Origin of the sequence: Rhizobium sp. FY34 (assembly GCF_005222845.1) — a bacterium.
GTDB lineage: Bacteria > Pseudomonadota > Alphaproteobacteria > Rhizobiales > Rhizobiaceae > Neorhizobium.
In genome coordinates this window covers 162,470-179,297 of the sequence record NZ_STFZ01000036.1, presented here as the reverse complement: position 1 = coordinate 179,297, position 16,828 = coordinate 162,470, and the positions used below count along the sequence as shown (strand labels likewise).

Sequence of the window (16,828 nt, the reverse complement as noted above, 5' to 3'; positions counted from 1 at the left end):
TCGCCCATTGGGCGTCTGTCAGTACAAAACGATCCATCCAAAGCGTGAATCACATTCGCGCTGATTTGTGAATCCCCACAGACCCTAGGTCATTTGATCGACTTTGACCGTATCGAACCTATTAACTGTTGATGTTCGTTGCTTGTGTTCGCGTTAGGCTACAGCAGTCTCTGGGAGAAAAAACATGGCTATGAAATCCGATTTTCGTTCCAATCGCGGTGTCCTCCTTGGCCGATTTCATTCGTGCCGGATTGCTGTTCGCATAGCGTGCAGCCTGATACCGGCTCATTCTTTCCGAGCAAGCCAGTTTTACATTCAGATATGATGCCACGGTGTAGATTCCCAGGCACTCCTGCGCTCATTGCGGAAGGAAAATGGTGGCCGACTTTTACGCCGCCCGAAGCGGGACAATCCCGCCGCGACCGTGGTCAATTTTGCACAACCGCTCTCACCATCAGGTTCTATTCAGGCCGGTCGGACTGGCGACCAAGCCGCCCGCTCGGAAAAGAAACGCCTTGAAGACAAGGACGCTGATCAATGACATTCCTTGCAACACGCTCATCGCTGAGAATATGAGAAAAATGTTCAATAGTAAGATTAATACCTTCTGACAATTTTGTACGAGGTTTCCAGTCAAGAAGTGTTCGAGCCTTTGTGATTTCAGGTCTCCTCTTCCTAGGATCATCATGAGGCAATGGAAGATGAACTATTTTTGAGCGCGAGTTCACCATCTCGCGAATAAGCTCGGCAAGGCCAAGCACAGTAATCTCATCCGGATTTCCCAAATTAATTGGCCCTGTCACTTCCGGACCGGTTGCCATTGTGCGCGTGAGGGCCTCTACCAGATCATCAATATAGCAAAATGAACGGGTTTGCTCCCCATTACCATAGATTGTAATGTCAGCATTTCGTAAAGCTTGGACTATGAAATTGGAAATGACACGTCCGTCAGCCGCCTGCATTTTGGGGCCGTAGGTGTTGAATATCCGCACAACCTTGATTTGCACATTATGCTTGCGCTGATAGTCAAAGAAGAGGGTCTCTGCAGAACGCTTTCCCTCATCGTAACAGGCTCGCACGCCGATTGGATTGACATGCCCCCAATTCTCCTCGCACTGAGGATGCTGGAGCGGATCCCCATAGACTTCTGATGTAGAGGCTTGGACGATCGGAATTTGTGCAGACTTGGACAGGTCGAGCACGTTGCGCGCACCCAGTATGTTTGTCATCATCGTTCCGATCGGATCTGCCTGATAGTGAGAGGGCGATGCCGGACAGGCGAGGTTATAGATTGCATCTACCTCGAAAAAAAATGGATCCCTGACGTCACGATCAACAAGCTCGAACCGCCCAGTGTCAACAAGATGACTTACGTTGCTCCTCGGACCAGTTGAGAAATTATCGAGGCAAATGATGTGATTGCCTTCATCGACCAATCGGGCAACCAAATTCGATCCAATAAATCCAGCTCCGCCTGTTACCAGGATGCGCTTTGCCATATGGCTTCTCCGTTATTTCAGGTGACCTGGTGCAGTGACGCAAGCAGATGATTCGTCGTTGATTTTATATGTCCAGAGCCCGATCGTCTGTCCTGAACAGCTTGCATGTTTTGAACCCCGCCGACTTGAGACCTCTGGGAAAGCCTGGCAGGCTGTTGGAAAAAGACTTTCGCCTCATTTGCCTCCCCATGATTCGCTGAGTTCGGCGCGCTGCAAGCGGGCCTTGATCTTGGCTACAGCCAAAACTTTGTCCACATCACATGGGCCGGATTTGAAGAAATGGACGAGGTCTCCGGCGACGGACACGCCGAACTGCTCGATGATGGAACGATCGAAATCGTGTTCGTCTATCACAACGGTGACGAGGCCATCCGCAGGGCCAAACAGAAGACCTCTTCAACAGCCTGCTTGGGCTCACAAGGCCAGGAAGTCCAGTAAAGACATGCGACGTCTCTGCACTGTTCCTGGCGTAGGGTGTCCTGCAGCCTTGATTGCAGGCTGACGTCCATTCGGACGAATTCTTCTAGACAGAATTATATCATATATATAGCTTTATGGCATGCAGTCACGAAACATGCTGAAGTCCACATAGATCTGCCGAGAGAAGTTGCAAAACCATGACAGCCATGCCCACTGAACGCCTGAAAGTTGCCAAGGCGGACAAAATTGCGATAATCACCCTTGATAATCCTCCGGTCAACGTCGTGACACTGGCGCTCTACCTGGAACTGGCAGACCTGTTCCAGGAGGCGAGCAACTGGACCGACGTCAATAGCATCATCCTGACGGGCTCCGGTGGTAAGGCGTTCTGCGCCGGGCTCGACCTGAATGAATTCCTCGCGGCAACCGTCGAGGATGATCCCTGTCGCGCCCGGATCATCCGTCGCTGCTTCGAGAACATTCGCAAATGCGCCCTGCCGACAATTGCTGCCGTCAATGGGCCGGCGCTTGGTGCAGGTGCAGTGATCGCCTCGGTATGCGACATCCGCATCGCATCGGAAAACGCCCGCTTCGGCCTGCCGGAAATCAATGTTGGCCGTTGCGGCGCCACCGCCCATATGGGGCGCCACCTGCCGCAAAGCGTGCTTCGCCGCATGTTCTTCACGGGCTTGCCGCTCAGCGCGCAGGAAGCGGAGCGCTGGGGCTTCGTCGATCGCATCGTGCCGTTGGAAAAGCTGATGGAGGAAGCTCTCTCGCTTGCCACCATCATCGCAGCCAAGTCCCCTCTCGGCCTGCGGCTGGGCAAGGAAGCCTTGAACGCCGTCGAGTTCATGGGGGTAGAGGACGGCTACCAGCTCGAGCAGGGCTTCAGCACCCGGTTAATGACAACGGAGGATGCCCGCGAGGCAACCCTCGCCGTTGTCGAAAAACGCCTTCCGGTCTTCAAGGGCCGCTGAGGTGGCGCGGGAGGAGCACCATACATGTCTTTGCAACAAACCCCGACCGGGCAGAACATTCTCGTCAAATTTGACATACAGGATGGAGTCCTTATTGCCAGTATAGACAATCCACCGGTCAATGCCGGTTCCTGGGGCGTGCGCCAGGGACTGTCGGATGCCATGGCCATGGCAAGCACCGATGAGACGATCAAAGCCGTCGTCATCATCGGCGCCGGCAAGACATTCATTTCCGGATCGGATATTCGCGAATTCGGCAAGCCTCTGCACGAGCCTCTTGTGCCACAACTGATCAAAGCCATAGAGGCCTGTCCGAAACCAGTTGTCGCCGCCATTCATGGTGCGGGGCTGGGTGGCGGCTACGAAATCGCCCTTGCTTGCGACTACCGCATTGCCGCCGCGACGGCCGTGGTCGGCCTGCCTGAAGTACGGCTCGGCATCATCCCCGGAGCAGGTGGAACGCAGCGTCTGCCGCGGCTGACCGGCATGAGCAGGGCCATCGAACTGATCTCATCCGCTCGCCGCGTCAACGCGCCGGAAGCGGTACGTCTCGGCATGATCGACGAAGTCACAGCCGAGGATCTGCGCAGTGCCGCGATCGCTGCCGCCAAAACACTTGCCGGCCGCAAGCGGCTGGTGCGCGCCATGCCCATTCCGTCAGAACCCGCGGAAGCTATCGCCAAGGCAGAGAACGCGGCTAGCAAAAGTGCCAAAGGCCTGGACTCGGTCGATATTGCTCTCGATATCCTGCGCCGGACCATCTCGATGGATTTCGATGCAGCCCTGGCCCTCGAGCGCGAGGCCTTCGAAACCCTGCGCCTTGGCGAACAGGCAACCGCCCTGCGCTACCAGTTTTTTGCCGAGCGACAGGCCCAGCAACTGCCTGGATTGGACAAGGCAGTGCCACGAGCGGTCGAAAAAGTCGGAATACTGGGTGCCGGCACGATGGGCTCGGGCATCGCGATTGCGTTTCTCGACGCAGGCTACAGCGTGACGCTCATCGATAGAACCGACGAAGCGCTTGCAGCCGGCCTTGCCCGCATTCAGGACAACTACGCCAAATCGGTGGCTTCCAAGCGCATCAGCGATGAGGCGGCGGTCGCGCGTCTCGCCCATCTCGGCACGACAACCGACATTCAAGTGTTGGCAGACTGCGACCTTTTGCTGGAAGCGGTCTTTGAAGATTACGACGTGAAACTACCGGTGATGCGCCAGCTTGGCGCGCTTGCCCGGCCGGGCGCCATCATCGCTTCCAACACATCCTACCTTGATCTGGACCGGCTGGCGGAGGCGTCAAACCGGGCCGAGGACGTAGTCGGTTTGCATTTTTTCAGCCCCGCCCACATCATGAAACTGCTGGAAGTTGTTCGAGGTGCGCGTACCGCGCCGGATGTTCTCACAACCGCACTCGCCATTGGCAAGCGGCTCAAGAAAACGGCCGTCATTGCCGGTGTCGGCGAGGGGTTTATCGGCAACCGGATATACGCTGCCTATCGTCGCCATTGCGAATTCATGGTGGAGGACGGTGCCTCACCGCAACAAATCGACCAGGCCCTGCAAAGCTTTGGTCTGGCCATGGGACCTTTTGCGGTTTCGGACCTGTCCGGGCTCGATATCGCCTGGAAGATGCGGCAGCGCCTTTCAGCCACGCGCGATCCGCGCGAACGCTATGTCGCGATCGCAGACCGGCTCTGCGAGGCCGGCCGTCTCGGACGCAAGACCGGCGCGGGCTGGTATTCCTATGACAAGGCGGAAGGACGCGGACAACCTGATCCGAAAGCGGCACACATCATCGACGAGTGCCGTAGGCAAAGCGGCAGACCCCAGCGCAGCTTCAGCGATGTCGAAATCGTCCGCCGGGCGCTGGCAGCCATGGTCAACGAAGCGGTATTGCTCCTGTCCGAAGGCATAGCGCAGCGGCCCTCCGACGTAGATCTGGCGATCGTCAATGGCTACGGCTTTCCTGCCCACCGTGGCGGACCACTCTTCTGGGCTGCACGCCAACCTGCCCTGATGGTAGAGCAGGCCGTTGACGAACTGGAGCAGGCGGCGGGCTTCGGGTTCCGGCGTGCAGAAATCAGCGTCCTCCTGGCAACCCTTTCGATCTGAAACTCAGGTTTCCGGGATGGCGAATGTCCCGGAAACCCTCCGCCTCCAGCGACTTTCGAGATGATCTTCCCAAGCCAAGGGACGACCGCCCATCGGCCGTCCCCTCCCCTTCAATTTCTTGGCTCAATTCGCTATTTTGGCAGGGTATCGGCCCAGTCGGCAATTGCGTTTGCCGTTTCGACCGGCTTTTCCGCCGGCAGGGCGTGACTTGCATTGGCAATGACCGCCACGGTTACGCGGTCACCAAACTCGTCCTTTGTCTCCATGCGTGAACTTTCAGGCCGGAAAGGATCAGAACCCGCCTGCAGATCAAGAATAGGGGCAGTGCCGCCCGCCCACCAATCTTCTTGTTTGGTGATCTTGCGTGCATCGCGCTGGCTCTTGGTGACAGCTGCATACCACCCATCAAGCCAATGGGTTGGATCATTGCCTTCAGCGAAGAAGGCCAGTTTCAAGCCTGCCAGTTTTTGTTCCTTCGTTGATGCGGGATCATTGATCATCGTGATGGCGTCGGAAAGCTCGGCAGGCCATTTCTTCGCGCCGCCGGCCAGCAACACGATGCCGCGTGTCATGTCTGGGTGATCAGACGCAATGGTCTTTGCAATCCACTGACCGTATGCGTGGCCAGCAACGATTGCCTGGCCGCCTTCCGCCGCTATCACAGCAGCAAAATCATTGCCGAAATCATGAAAAGTAACATTCTCCATTGGACCGTGGGATTCACCAATGCCGCGTGGTTCCGGCAAGGCGACGCGGTAGCCGCGCTTGGCAAGCTGGTCGGCGAAAGGCGCAAACTCAGCCGAGCCGCGCCCGGTTGAGGCAATCATGACGATCAGTGGTCCATCTCCCCGGACCGAATAGGCGATCGTAGCGTCACCGTTTTTCACCTGTTTCAGATCCGCGCTCTGACCCGGCACGGCATGGGTAAGCACCATCATCGCGCCAGCACAAAGTGCGGCGATCTTTCTTTGAATATGCATTAAAACCTCCCAGTTGGCCGGGCTGTTCACCCGGTATCAATCAATAACATGCTTTATTGATTGATAGAAGATGGAGGCGTTCTCTTCCTTTGTTTATCGAGCCCTGCCCAAACCGGCGCAACGAGCAAATCCGCTGGGTTCCAGGCCTATTTGATCAGCTTCATATCGATGCGGACCATATCGCCGCGATAAAGCCCATTGGCGACAAGGATCAAGGTGCCGCTGGCATCAACGGCAAGCCGCTGCACCTTGGCGATCGGATCTGAAAGAGCGATATCAAGCAGCGTGGCGGTTTCCAGATCGGCGGAATCGATGGTCAGGATCTGGCGCGCATCGGTGATCGTCACACCTGGCAGATCGGCAACAAGACGCATAGCGGTTGTCCTGGAGTAATTTTCTTCCGGGATCAGACCACGCAGCCGTTCGTCGACAAACACATCGGCAAGCAGGAAGGGAACGCCGGCGCGCTTGTGCAGCCTGCGCAATTGCCGATATGCTGGCGCAACCTTGCCAACCTCATGGCTGTCCTGATCGAGCGTCTGGTCAGCCACATCCGATAGAATGAAGATATCGGCATTGCTGCGCGACATCAGCAAGCCGTTCCAGTCCGTCTGCACTTCGCACCACAGATCGCGGCTGGGCTTCTGGCGAACAAAGGTGCCCTTGGCGCGAAAACGCTGGATCAAACCTTCCTTCTCCAGGATATCGAGCGCTTGCCGGATGGTCATGCCCGCAACGCCGCATTCCTTGGCAAGCATCTCGACCGTTGGTATCTGCGCACCGACGGCCCATGTTCCGGTCTCGATCCATTTGCGAAACAGCGATGCCAGCTGCAGGTAGCGGGCGACGGAACTTTTGTCCAAAGCGCTGGCGGTCTGGGATCTCACCTTGGGTTCCGACATGATTGCATTCCTTCCATCACAACGATCGACGATCTGTGTGCTGCCCGCCGATAGACATGTGCATCATATAGAGTTTTGCTTTTTTGTCGGAAAGCCCTGTTGCTGCCCCGTACCGGCAAACCTTCGAGCAATGGCTTTTCAGGCAAGCTCTGCATCAGCCGGCGGTTCCTTTAAAGGCAATCCAGCAGATTGCCAGCTAAACACCGGCCCTGTCTCGCACCAATTGCGCCAGAATTTCCGCCCTTCGCCCTTTGGCAGTCTCGTCAATTTGGTCGTAGACGCTGTTTCCATGCGTATCGATGCCAACCGTCAATGGTCCCAGACGTTTAACGCGCATCCGGACAATACGGTAATGCGAGATCATTTCGGGCCATGCCACCTCCACGACCTCCTCGACGGCATCGGTCAGCACCGGTGCTGCGCCGCCGGGAAAGGACAGATAGACGCCGCCGCTTTCAGCCAGCGCCTCGGCACTCTCATGAGAAAGCCCTCCCTTGCCGCCGGTCAGGCGCAGGCCATAGCCCCGGATCAGCGGCGGCATCAGGGCGTTGAACCGCGTACTGGTTGTCGGGTTCACATAGTGGAGATGCCAGCGGCCATCGATCTCTTCCAGGGATGATCCAAGATGAAAGAGCACGCCGCCCGCAAGCTTGACCGGCGGCAAGATGCCTTCGGCCAATTCCCGGACCAACCGCTCATGCGTGGGTAGCCCGGCAGTCGAGGTGATTTCACCGGTCAGATATACGCGGTCACCGGGTTTGAGCAGCGCCAGATCAGCCGGATCAACGGGCAAGCTAAGGTCATAATCGTGGCTCATTCCATCCACTCCAATTCACCGCCTGGATGGATCCGCACTCGAGATCTGCGGCTGATCCAGCAATTGAAGGCGACGGCAATTGGCGTGAATCCGTGACCGGAACACCATTCAACATGAACGCCCAGCGTTGTCGTATCGCCGCCAGTGCCCATTGGCCCATAGCCAAGCCCGTTGATCGCCTTTGTCAGTCGCGCTTCGAGTGCGGCGACCTGCGGTTCGCGGTGCGGTGTTCCAAGCGGACGCAAAGTGGCCTCCTTGGCCATTTTCGCCGCATAATCGAACGTGCCGCCAATACCGACGCCGATGGCAACGGGTGGACAATGCTGCCCGCCGGCCTTGATTGCGACATCAAGCACATAGGCCTCGATTTCAGCCAGGCTGGGAAAGGTAAATAGCTCAAGTGCCGCCCAGCGCCCGGAGCCGAGCGCCTTGGGAGAACAGATGATTTCGACCCAATCCACGCCACTTTCCTGATCGAAGGTGACGATCGGCATGCCTTTGCCAGTATGCGAGCGCTCCAGCGTCAGTGGATTAGTGACGTGGCACAGGAGCGGTGGGTTGGCGCGGGCGACGAGATCCTCATAACCAGCCTTCAACGAGGCCTTGAAATCGGCGCGGATCGGACTTTGCGTGCCAAGCTTCACCAGAAAGACCGGAATGCCGGCATCGGAACAGACATAGGTGTCCCGCGCCGCTGCTAATTCTGCGCTGTGGAGCTGCATGTTGAGGGTCTTTTTGGCGATCTCGGAACTTTCGCCGTCTCTGGCGGCCTTCAGTGCCAGGATCGCGTCGTCCGGTACCCGCCGTAACGCGCGGTCGAAGAGCAAGCCTCCCAGTTCACGAACAAGCCTATCATCAGACATTGACGGTTCCCCTTTCCGGTGGTTCGTCAGTGGGGCGCAAAATCTCGAAGATCGGGCCAAGCCCTGCATAATCCATGTAGCCAAGGCGCGACAGCGGCCGGGCAATTGCGAGATCGACGCGGCCATCGTGAATGATGTTCTCATCGATATGGATGCCGAGAACCTCACCGAATATCACCATTGAGCGGACGGGCGCACCGCTCGCCGTCTTCAGTTCGACAATCTGGGACAGCCGGCATTCGATGGAAACGGGCGATTCCGCCAGCCGTGGGGCATGGCCGAGATTGCGTGCCTCGACGGACGTCAACCCGGTACGCTCGAATTCATCGACATCGGCCGAGAAGGGGAAACAGCTGTCATTCAGCTGTTGAACCAGAGCTTCCGTCGCCATGTTGACAACGAACTCGCCCGTCTCCTCGATGTTGCGCTGGCTGTCCTTGCGCCCCGCCGAGGAGAACATGACGAAGGGTGGTGCACCGGAGACCGCATTGAAGAATGAATACGGTGCCAGATTGGCGACGCCCGACGTTGAGCGGGTCGATATCCATGCGATCGGGCGCGGCGCGATCAGTGCGTTCCAGGGATCGTGAGCAAAGCCCACCTCCCTCGGGTTCTGGTGGCGTGGATCGTAAAACATCTCAAGCCACAGGCAGCACGCGGCCATGACGAGGGGCAAAGCTCAGCGCCACCTCGCTGCCCGGTTCGAAACGGCGGTCAGGATTGCTCTCTACCTGCATCGCCTGATCGCCCACTGTGACGACATAGTGCAGGACATTCCCAAGGAAGCTCACCGAGCCAACCCGGCCGATCAGCCTGTTGTTGTTCTCGTTGGCAACCTCGTGCCCGCCCGCCAGCACTATATTCTCCGGCCGAATGGAAACGCCGACCGTTTCTCCGGATCGCTGGTCGGCATCGGCATGACAACGGATCCGGACCCCGCCTCCGATCTCGACGGTCACGGCATCCGCGGAGCCGCCAAGGCTCTTGCCGCGCAGAATATTGGTATGGCCAATGAAGCCGGCCACGAATTCATTGGCAGGGCGGAAATAGATATCCTGCGGAGTGCCGAACTGCTGCACATGGCCCTTCTGGATCACCGCAATGACATCCGACATCGCCAGTGCCTCGGTCTGGTCATGGGTAACATAGACGGCGGTGATACCAAGTTCGGTCTGCAGCCGTTTCAATTCGGTGCGCATGCCCTCACGCAAGGTGGCGTCGAGGTTCGAGAGTGGCTCATCCAGCAGCAGTAGCTTGGGCCTATGGACGATGGCGCGAGCAAGCGCGATACGCTGCTGTTGACCGCCGGAAAGCTGGGTCGCCGAACGCGCGCCGTAGCCACCGAGCCCGACAACCTCAAGCGCGCCGTGGACGGCCTTGTCGATCTCGGCTGTGCTGTAGCGCTCAGCCTTGGAAACCTTGAGCGGAAAGGCGACATTTTCAAAAACGCTCATGTGCGGCCAGATGGCATAGGATTGGAATACCATGCCTATATTGCGCCGGTGCATCGGCACCGATACGCCGGCCGCCCCATCGAAAATCGGGCGTCCATCGAGCAGAATGCGGCCCTTGTCCGGCTCCTCCAGCCCGGCTATGCAGCGCAATGTTGTCGTCTTGCCGCAACCGGATGGACCGAGCATGGTAAAAAAGGTACCGGGCTCGAGGTTGAAATCCGCATTTCTGATGCCGCCGGCATATTCATTTTTGCCAGCCGGATACACCTTGCTGACATTGTCCAGTTTCAACATGGGTCTGTTCTCCCAGAAAGTGGTTCGGCTATGCCTTGTTCTTGGTCAAGGCGTAGAAAAGGAAAGCAAGGCAGGTCATGACGGCGGCCCAGACGAGACCGAAGGCCGCCAGCTCTCCGCCCTGACCATTGACCCACAGGTCATACATCCCCACCGCGACCACCTGGCTATTGGGTCCCGAAAGCAATGCCGCGACGGCCAGCTCCTTGGTGGCGATCAGAAAAATGAACAGCCAGCCAGACACCAATGCCGGCGACAGAAGCGGCGCCATGATGCGCCTCAACATGGTGAGAGGCCCGGCACCGGCAACACCGGCAGCTTCCTCCAGCTCCTTGTGGATCTGTAGGATGCCGGCATAGCTGTATCGCAATCCGTAGGGCAGGTAGCGCACGGTGTAGGTGATCGCCAGCGCCCAGATCGTCCCATAGATCGGCAAGGGGATCGATAGAAACACCATGAGAAAGGCGACACCCATGACAATGCCGGGAAACACCAGCGGCGCTGTCGCCAACTGATCGAGAAGCACCCCGCCTGGCTTGCGACGGGCGCTGAGCCAGCCAACGAAGAAGGTCAGTATGATTGCCGCTGTCGCCGCCACAACGCCGACGACAATCGTGTTCATCGCCAGCTCCCGATAGTATTCCGAGGCAAAGACCACCCGGAAATGATCGAGGGACATGGCTGGAAAGGCGGAAAGGCGGACCGCCCGCATGAAAGGCTGAAGCGCCAGCCACAAGAGGGCCAGAAGTGGCAAAAGCAAGAGAAGCACGAAATTGAAGAGCACGAGTGCTTCGGCTATCCAGCGATAGGAACCAAGATCGAACGGCCGAGGGCGAAAGCTCTTGCCGGTGATCGAGCTGTATTTCCCAGCATTTTTCGCAAGCCGACCATAGAAATAGAGAAGCACACCGACCACAAGCAGCAGCACGACCGAATAGGCGCTTGCATAGCCCAGATCCGGCGGAATGGTTTCCTTGATGGACTTGTAGACATCCGTGGTCAGCACATCGACCCCACCCGGCATGCCCACCATTGCCGGCACCTCGAAAGCCTCAATGGCGCGGATGAAAACAAACAGTGCCAGTGCAAGTATGGCTGGCATCGCCATTTTCACCGATACGGCCCAAATGGTCTGGAAAATATTGGCGCCGCTCATCCGAGCCGCCTCTTCGAGATCTGCATTGGCAACGCGGAACGTCGATGACAACAGCAGAAAAACGAGTGGTGACCAGAGGAACCCCTCGATCAGGACCATGCCCGACATCGAGTAGACATCTATCATGACGCCGCGCGAACCGGTCAACAAGCGATAGACATCATTCACTGGGCCGGCTCGCCCCAGCAGGAAGAGCCAGGCGCCGACATAGAGAATGTATGGCGTTCCAAGCGAGATAATTGTCGTCAAATAGGCCAGTGACTTGAGACGCATGTTGCTGCGCTCAACCAGCCAGGCCTGAACTCCTCCGAAAAGGAGTGCCACGACAGTCGAAAGCGTGGCGAAAACAATCGAGTTGTAGGTACTGGTCAAAACATCCGGAGTCGTCAGAAAACGGGCGAAATGCTGCAGGGTAAAGCCACCGAAACTGGCATCCGGATTCGTGATGGAAACAGACCGCCCGATCAAGATCGCGACGGCAGGCAACACGAGAATAGTCAGGATCGCGCCGAGCAAGGCGCTCATCCAGAGTGTCGGATTACGGCTCTTGCGCTGGGCCATTTGGGTGTCTGTCGATATGGAATTGAAACGCGTATCACTATTCGCCATCAGCGGCCTCCGCCCACTCATTTATTCGCCGCGCCACCATCAATGGAAGAGCCGCAAACCTGTCGCATCGAAAGGCCCGGGCTTTGAGAAGCCCGGGTAATGAGCATCACATGAAAATCGTGTTGACGATATCGATCCACTCGGCGAGATTCTTCTCGACGACATCGGGTGACATGAAATTTGCCTTGAACGGCTTTGGTCCGGTAGGCAGGAGTTCTGGATACTGAACGTTCACGTTTGGGTTGGACGGCAGATAGCTGGCGTTGGCGATGACCTGCTGGCCTGGATTCGAGAGAATGAAATCGATCAACAGCTTCCCGGCATTTGGATGCGGGGCATTCTTCACCAGACCGATCAGGCTGGCGCTGGACACGAGCGGCTCCATCCGCATCCATTCGACCGGCGCTCCCTTTTCCTTGCTGATGGGAACATGATGATTGAAAATCATCAAAGCGATAGGCGATTCGCCCAGAATGGTGCGATCGAGTACAGTGCGCTGGCTCGACGACATGTTGGTGATTTTTTGACCTGCAAGTTTCTTGAGGTAGGCCATGCCTTTCTCTTCGCCCATGGACATCAGCACGTTGCCGACGAACCCGGCGGCGCCGGTGGGTTCAGGTGTGACGGCCCAGGCCATTTGGCCCTTCCATTTCGGATCGAGCAGATCCTCGTAGGTTTTGGGGGCATCTTCAGCCGACACCAGATCGGTATTATAGGCGGCCGTCAGATAGTAGATGTTGGCGGCATGCCAATAGCCATCCGGATCCTTGAATTCGGCGGCCAGATTAGCAGCTGAATCAGGGACGTAAGGAGCGACCATTCCCGCGGCCTTCACCGAAGCATAGGTGCCGGTTCCGTCGAAGACGTCACCCAGGCGGTTTCCGGCCTGCCCTTCATTGATAACCTTGAGCGCCGTATCACCGCTGTTGCCGCGCGCGAATTCGACCTTGATACCAGGATAGGCGGCCTCGAAAGCGGCTACGATCGGGCGGACCGCCTGGTCGACGATCATCGTCGTGTACCAGACAACCTTGCCCTCGGCCTTCGCCGCAGCGATCAGCTGATCGTTTGCGGCGTACGCGGGAAGGCTCCACAGCGCAAGCCCCACAGCGCCAGCCAGCCAGGCAGCATTGATTGCAAATTTCATGTCATTCTCCTCCCTAAAATGGCACTGTCCGACCCTCCCGACACTGCCAAAAACTCCGATTAAATCTATAAGTCAGTTTTATGCGTTATACAAGATAGCCTTGTGGTCTTTACCCGGCCTCGCCCGCGACTTCATTCAAGGCAGGCAGATGGAAGACGCCCTCCCCCAGATAGGGCAGTTCGTAGTGAAATCCCTCTGGCAAAGGAATACGATGCGCGTTCAGCGTCATAGCGACCATGGTGTAATATCCCGTCACTGCCGTCAGCTCGACAACACCGACTTCGCCCCAACGCTCAACGATGGCGGCATAGGCATGGTTCGATGTATCGCCCCCGGCAAGGAGCTGCCGAACAAACTCGTAGATTTCCGCAATTTCCGGCGAATTGACGATATTGGGTCTGCGGCCAAGCCGCAGATCCTCGATCAGTTCAGCAGCCACACCGGCCCGTTCAGCCTCACGTGCATGGATGGCAAATTCTAGCAAGCTGCTCCAATGCCGGGCGGTCACGAGAATGGCAATTTCGTTCAGGGCAAAAGGTATGCTTGTTTCATAACGCAGAACCTGCCCGAGCTTTTGCCAGCGGTCCGCCAGAACGGGATTGTGAAGGGCCGCTCTCAAAGGCCCGACCAGTGTCCCACGCGGCCCTGAAATGATATCATTGTAAATTGCAAGCTGCTGATCGGACATGACGTCCGGGGTCGGAAAGCTGATCCTTCCCATATTCACTTCTCCTCCTTTGATAGTCCAAGCTCGGCAAGAATTGCCTTGGTATCGGCGCCCAGCAGTGGCGGCGCCTTGTCGAAAGATAATGTCGATCGCTCGAAGCGTAGCGGCGACACGACCTGAGCGACCTCACCTGCCAGTGGATGCGGCAGTTTGCGCAACATCTGGCGATGCTTTACCTGCGGCTCCTGAAACACCATCGGTACGGTATTGATCGGTCCGCAGGGTACCTTGAGTGTTCCGAGCCGATCCAGCCAATCTTCGAGATCCCGCGTCATCAGCCGCTCGCTGATCAGCGGATGCAGCACATCGAGATTGCGGACCCGATCGACATTTTTTGCGTAACGGGGGTCTGTCGAAAGCTCCGGTATTCCCAGTGCATCGACGAAACGGGCGAATTGCTCGTCATTGCCAACCGCCAACACCATGTGACCATTTCGCACCGCAAACACGTCCTGCGGCTGAATATTGGGGTGCTTGTTGCCCCGCCGCTCGGGTGCCTTGCCCGACACAAGATAATTCATGGCCTGATTGGCAAGCATGGCAGTGGCGACATCCAGCATCGCCAGATCCACGAAGTCACCCTTGCCACTGACATTGCGCTCGGACAGGGCAGCCAGCACCGAAATCGCCGCATACATGCCGGTCATGATATCGACAATTGGAATGCCGACCTTCTGCGGTCCACCGCCTGGCTGACCGTCTGGGGCGCCTGTCACGCTCATCAGGCCACCCATGCCCTGGATCATGAAGTCATAGGCGGCATCCTCGGCCATAGGTCCATCCTGACCGAAGCCCGTAATCGAGCAATAAATCAGTTTCGGATTGATTTCACGCAGATGCTTTGGTCCCAGCCCATAGCGATCCAGCGTACCGACCTTGAAATTTTCGAGCACGATATCGGAGATCTTCGCCAGTTCGCGAACGACATCCTGCCCCTCCGGAGAGGCCAGATCCAGTTCGATCGAGCGCTTGCCCCGGTTGACGGAGAGGTAGTAGCCGGACTCTGCCGTGGGTTCGCCGTCAGACCCTTTGAGGTAGGGCGGCCCCCAGCGGCGCGTATCATCACCAACTCCGGTGCGCTCGACCTTGATGACGTCAGCCCCTAGATCGGCAAGGATCTGTCCGGCCCATGGGCCGGCCATGATCCGGCTGAGATCCAGAACGCGGATATTGGAAAGCGGTCCTGCCATGGGTCAGCTCTTTTCAAATGTGAAGACAGCCTCGGGCGGAGCTGTGGGAGAAGAAGATGCGGGCGTATCATCGACAACAGCAGTGGCGGCAAAGGCCGGACGCATAGAAAGCCCGGCAAACCATGTCGCCAGATTTGGATGAGCATCGCGCCATCCAGTACCGGGCCACCGAAATTCCAACTGTCCCAGCGCGCAGAAAATTGCGATGTGTCCCAGCCCGAGCGGCGTCGCCGCCAGTGCTCCAGCTTCGGCGTCCAAGAAGGCTAAGACGGCGCGGATCTTGGTTTCGAAGGCGGCACAGAGCAGCGGCTCGGCCTTTCCCGCCCGAGCAAGCTCGATACGCCACAGAAGAAGGATATCGGTCATGCCGTCACCCAGCGCTTCCCAGCGCGCTTGGCACAGCCTTTCGCCCGCATTATCGGACACCAGCATTCCCGCCCTTGCCGCAAGATATGCACAGATCACCCGGCTGTCGAACAGGGAGGTGCCATCCTCGAGAATGAGCGTCGGGATCTTGCCCAGCGGATTGCTGGACAGAACATCAGGGTTTGGCTGGGCCATCATGGCGACGGTCGAGCGGATACAATCGACATCGCCGCTTTGTCCGGTTTCGTTGAGGACGATCATCACCTTGCGCACGAAGGGCGAGCGCGGCGACCAGTGCAACGTCATCATGTCAAACTCTCCAGGAATGGCAGAAGTGCCGCATTGAAAGCCTCCGGGCATTCAAAACAGGGCACATGCCCGGCGTTGGCGATGCTGGCAAAGTCGGCACCCGGAATACTGGCGGCCATCAATTGCATCGTCTCTGGCAGCTTTCCGTCCCGTTCGCCGGCAACCAGCAAGACAGGACAGGTGATCCCGCCCAGCACATCCGTCAGGTCGAAATCGGCAAGGGCTAGGGAACAGGCCGTAAAACCGGCGACCGGCGTGGCGGCAATCATCGCCTCCAATGTGTTACGTCTTGGGCTTTGCGGATCGGCAAGCCAACGCTCGGCGGTCGACCGCGCAAAGTCTTCCAGCCCCAGTTGCTGCACGGATGCAATGCGATCGCGCCATTGTTGGCCGCCGCCAGGTGCCGTCTTGGCCTGACCATCAGCAAGCAACAGGCCGGTAATGCGCGCCGGCGCCTGCGACACGGCGGAAAGCCCGGTTGGCACCCCCATGGAGAGGCCGACATAAGCCGCACGCTCGATGGAAAAATGATCCATCAATGCGATAACATCAGCACCAAGCAGGGCGAAATCGACCGCACCCTCTGGAAGAGCCGAAGCGCCGTGCCCTCGCTGATCATAACGCAGAATATTCCAGCGTTGGGACACAGCCTCCACTTGCGCATCCCAAATGGACTTGTCGGTCGCCAATGAATTTGAAAATACGACCCAGGGCGCGCAATCCGCAACGATATGCGTATAGGCGGCAAGCCCCTGAACGCCGATATGCCTACACTGTTGCATGGAACACTCCTCCGGCTGACGCCGTATCTCAATGGGTGTATGAGAAGTGACGAAGCCGTTCATCGCAAAGTCGGGTCGGACAGCAAGACCGTAGGGACCACAGTAAACAAGACCTGTTGTCCCCATCGCCTCCTTCGACCTTGACCAATAAAATTGTTAAGCTAGTTTTATGCCTTATAAAAATCGATCACTCTTCTGTCAATGCATTCTGGCTTGTTGAAGGGGAT

16 protein-coding genes are annotated in these 16,828 nt (G+C 57.6%); 3 read left to right on the top strand and 13 right to left on the bottom strand.

Annotated elements, in window-relative coordinates:
- Nucleotides 1-461: 461 nt before the first annotated feature.
- The gene (locus E8M77_RS21995; RefSeq protein WP_137132752.1) at nt 462-1,499 is read right to left on the bottom strand and encodes a UDP-glucuronic acid decarboxylase family protein; all 1,038 of its coding nucleotides are present in this window, start codon (nt 1,497-1,499) and stop codon (nt 462-464) included.
- 279 nt (nt 1,500-1,778) lie between these two features.
- Between E8M77_RS21995 and E8M77_RS21990 the strand changes: the two genes are divergently transcribed.
- From E8M77_RS21990 to E8M77_RS21980, 3 genes are all read left to right on the top strand, one after another.
- Nucleotides 1,779-1,937: a hypothetical protein gene (locus E8M77_RS21990; protein ID WP_246659364.1), complete on the top strand. Its 159-nt coding sequence runs from the start codon at nt 1,779-1,781 to the stop codon at nt 1,935-1,937.
- Between the two features lie 179 nt (nt 1,938-2,116).
- The gene (locus tag E8M77_RS21985; protein WP_246659363.1) at nt 2,117-2,896 is read left to right on the top strand and encodes an enoyl-CoA hydratase-related protein; all 780 of its coding nucleotides are present in this window, start codon (nt 2,117-2,119) and stop codon (nt 2,894-2,896) included.
- A 24-nt stretch (nt 2,897-2,920) separates the two neighbouring features.
- A complete protein-coding gene (locus tag E8M77_RS21980) occupies nt 2,921-5,005 on the top strand; it encodes a 3-hydroxyacyl-CoA dehydrogenase NAD-binding domain-containing protein (RefSeq protein ID WP_137132751.1) in 2,085 nt (694 codons plus the stop codon).
- Between the two features lie 131 nt (nt 5,006-5,136).
- On the opposite strand, the gene E8M77_RS21975 is transcribed toward E8M77_RS21980, so the two are convergent.
- The 12 genes from E8M77_RS21975 to E8M77_RS21920 all read right to left on the bottom strand — a co-directional run bounded on the left by E8M77_RS21975 (nt 5,137) and on the right by E8M77_RS21920 (nt 16,601).
- Nucleotides 5,137-6,015 (bottom strand): alpha/beta hydrolase, encoded by an 879-nt coding sequence (locus E8M77_RS21975; protein ID WP_246659362.1) that lies wholly within the window; start codon nt 6,013-6,015, stop codon nt 5,137-5,139.
- Between the two features lie 116 nt (nt 6,016-6,131).
- The gene (locus E8M77_RS21970; RefSeq protein WP_137132750.1) at nt 6,132-6,887 is read right to left on the bottom strand and encodes a GntR family transcriptional regulator; all 756 of its coding nucleotides are present in this window, start codon (nt 6,885-6,887) and stop codon (nt 6,132-6,134) included.
- Nucleotides 6,888-7,083: 196 nt separating this feature from the next.
- Nucleotides 7,084-7,704, bottom strand: a complete 621-nt coding sequence (locus tag E8M77_RS21965; protein WP_137132749.1) for a fumarate hydratase C-terminal domain-containing protein — start codon at nt 7,702-7,704, stop codon at nt 7,084-7,086.
- Nucleotides 7,701-8,567, bottom strand: a complete 867-nt coding sequence (locus E8M77_RS21960; protein WP_137132748.1) for a fumarate hydratase — start codon at nt 8,565-8,567, stop codon at nt 7,701-7,703. Before E8M77_RS21960 ends, E8M77_RS21965 begins: the two co-directional genes overlap by 4 nt.
- The gene (locus tag E8M77_RS21955) at nt 8,560-9,204 is read right to left on the bottom strand and encodes a flavin reductase family protein (protein WP_137132747.1); all 645 of its coding nucleotides are present in this window, start codon (nt 9,202-9,204) and stop codon (nt 8,560-8,562) included. Before E8M77_RS21955 ends, E8M77_RS21960 begins: the two co-directional genes overlap by 8 nt.
- A gap of 1 nt (nt 9,205) precedes the next feature.
- Nucleotides 9,206-10,315, bottom strand: a complete 1,110-nt coding sequence (locus tag E8M77_RS21950) for an ABC transporter ATP-binding protein (protein WP_137132746.1) — start codon at nt 10,313-10,315, stop codon at nt 9,206-9,208.
- Nucleotides 10,316-10,343: 28 nt separating this feature from the next.
- Nucleotides 10,344-12,080 (bottom strand): iron ABC transporter permease, encoded by a 1,737-nt coding sequence (locus tag E8M77_RS21945; protein WP_246659361.1) that lies wholly within the window; start codon nt 12,078-12,080, stop codon nt 10,344-10,346.
- Nucleotides 12,081-12,186: 106 nt separating this feature from the next.
- Nucleotides 12,187-13,227, bottom strand: coding sequence for an extracellular solute-binding protein (locus E8M77_RS21940; protein WP_137132745.1), 1,041 nt, complete (start codon nt 13,225-13,227; stop codon nt 12,187-12,189).
- 109 nt (nt 13,228-13,336) lie between these two features.
- Complete coding sequence (locus E8M77_RS21935; RefSeq protein ID WP_137132744.1) at nt 13,337-13,948, bottom strand: carboxymuconolactone decarboxylase family protein; 612 nt, start codon at nt 13,946-13,948, stop codon at nt 13,337-13,339.
- Nucleotides 13,949-13,950: 2 nt separating this feature from the next.
- Nucleotides 13,951-15,144, bottom strand: coding sequence for a CaiB/BaiF CoA-transferase family protein (locus E8M77_RS21930; protein WP_137132743.1), 1,194 nt, complete (start codon nt 15,142-15,144; stop codon nt 13,951-13,953).
- A 3-nt stretch (nt 15,145-15,147) separates the two neighbouring features.
- The gene (locus tag E8M77_RS21925) at nt 15,148-15,819 is read right to left on the bottom strand and encodes a glutathione S-transferase (protein WP_205910512.1); all 672 of its coding nucleotides are present in this window, start codon (nt 15,817-15,819) and stop codon (nt 15,148-15,150) included.
- Entirely contained in the window at nt 15,816-16,601 is a 786-nt protein-coding gene (locus E8M77_RS21920) for an alpha/beta fold hydrolase (RefSeq protein ID WP_170975967.1), read from the bottom strand. Before E8M77_RS21920 ends, E8M77_RS21925 begins: the two co-directional genes overlap by 4 nt.
- Between the last annotated feature and the right edge of the window lie 227 nt (nt 16,602-16,828).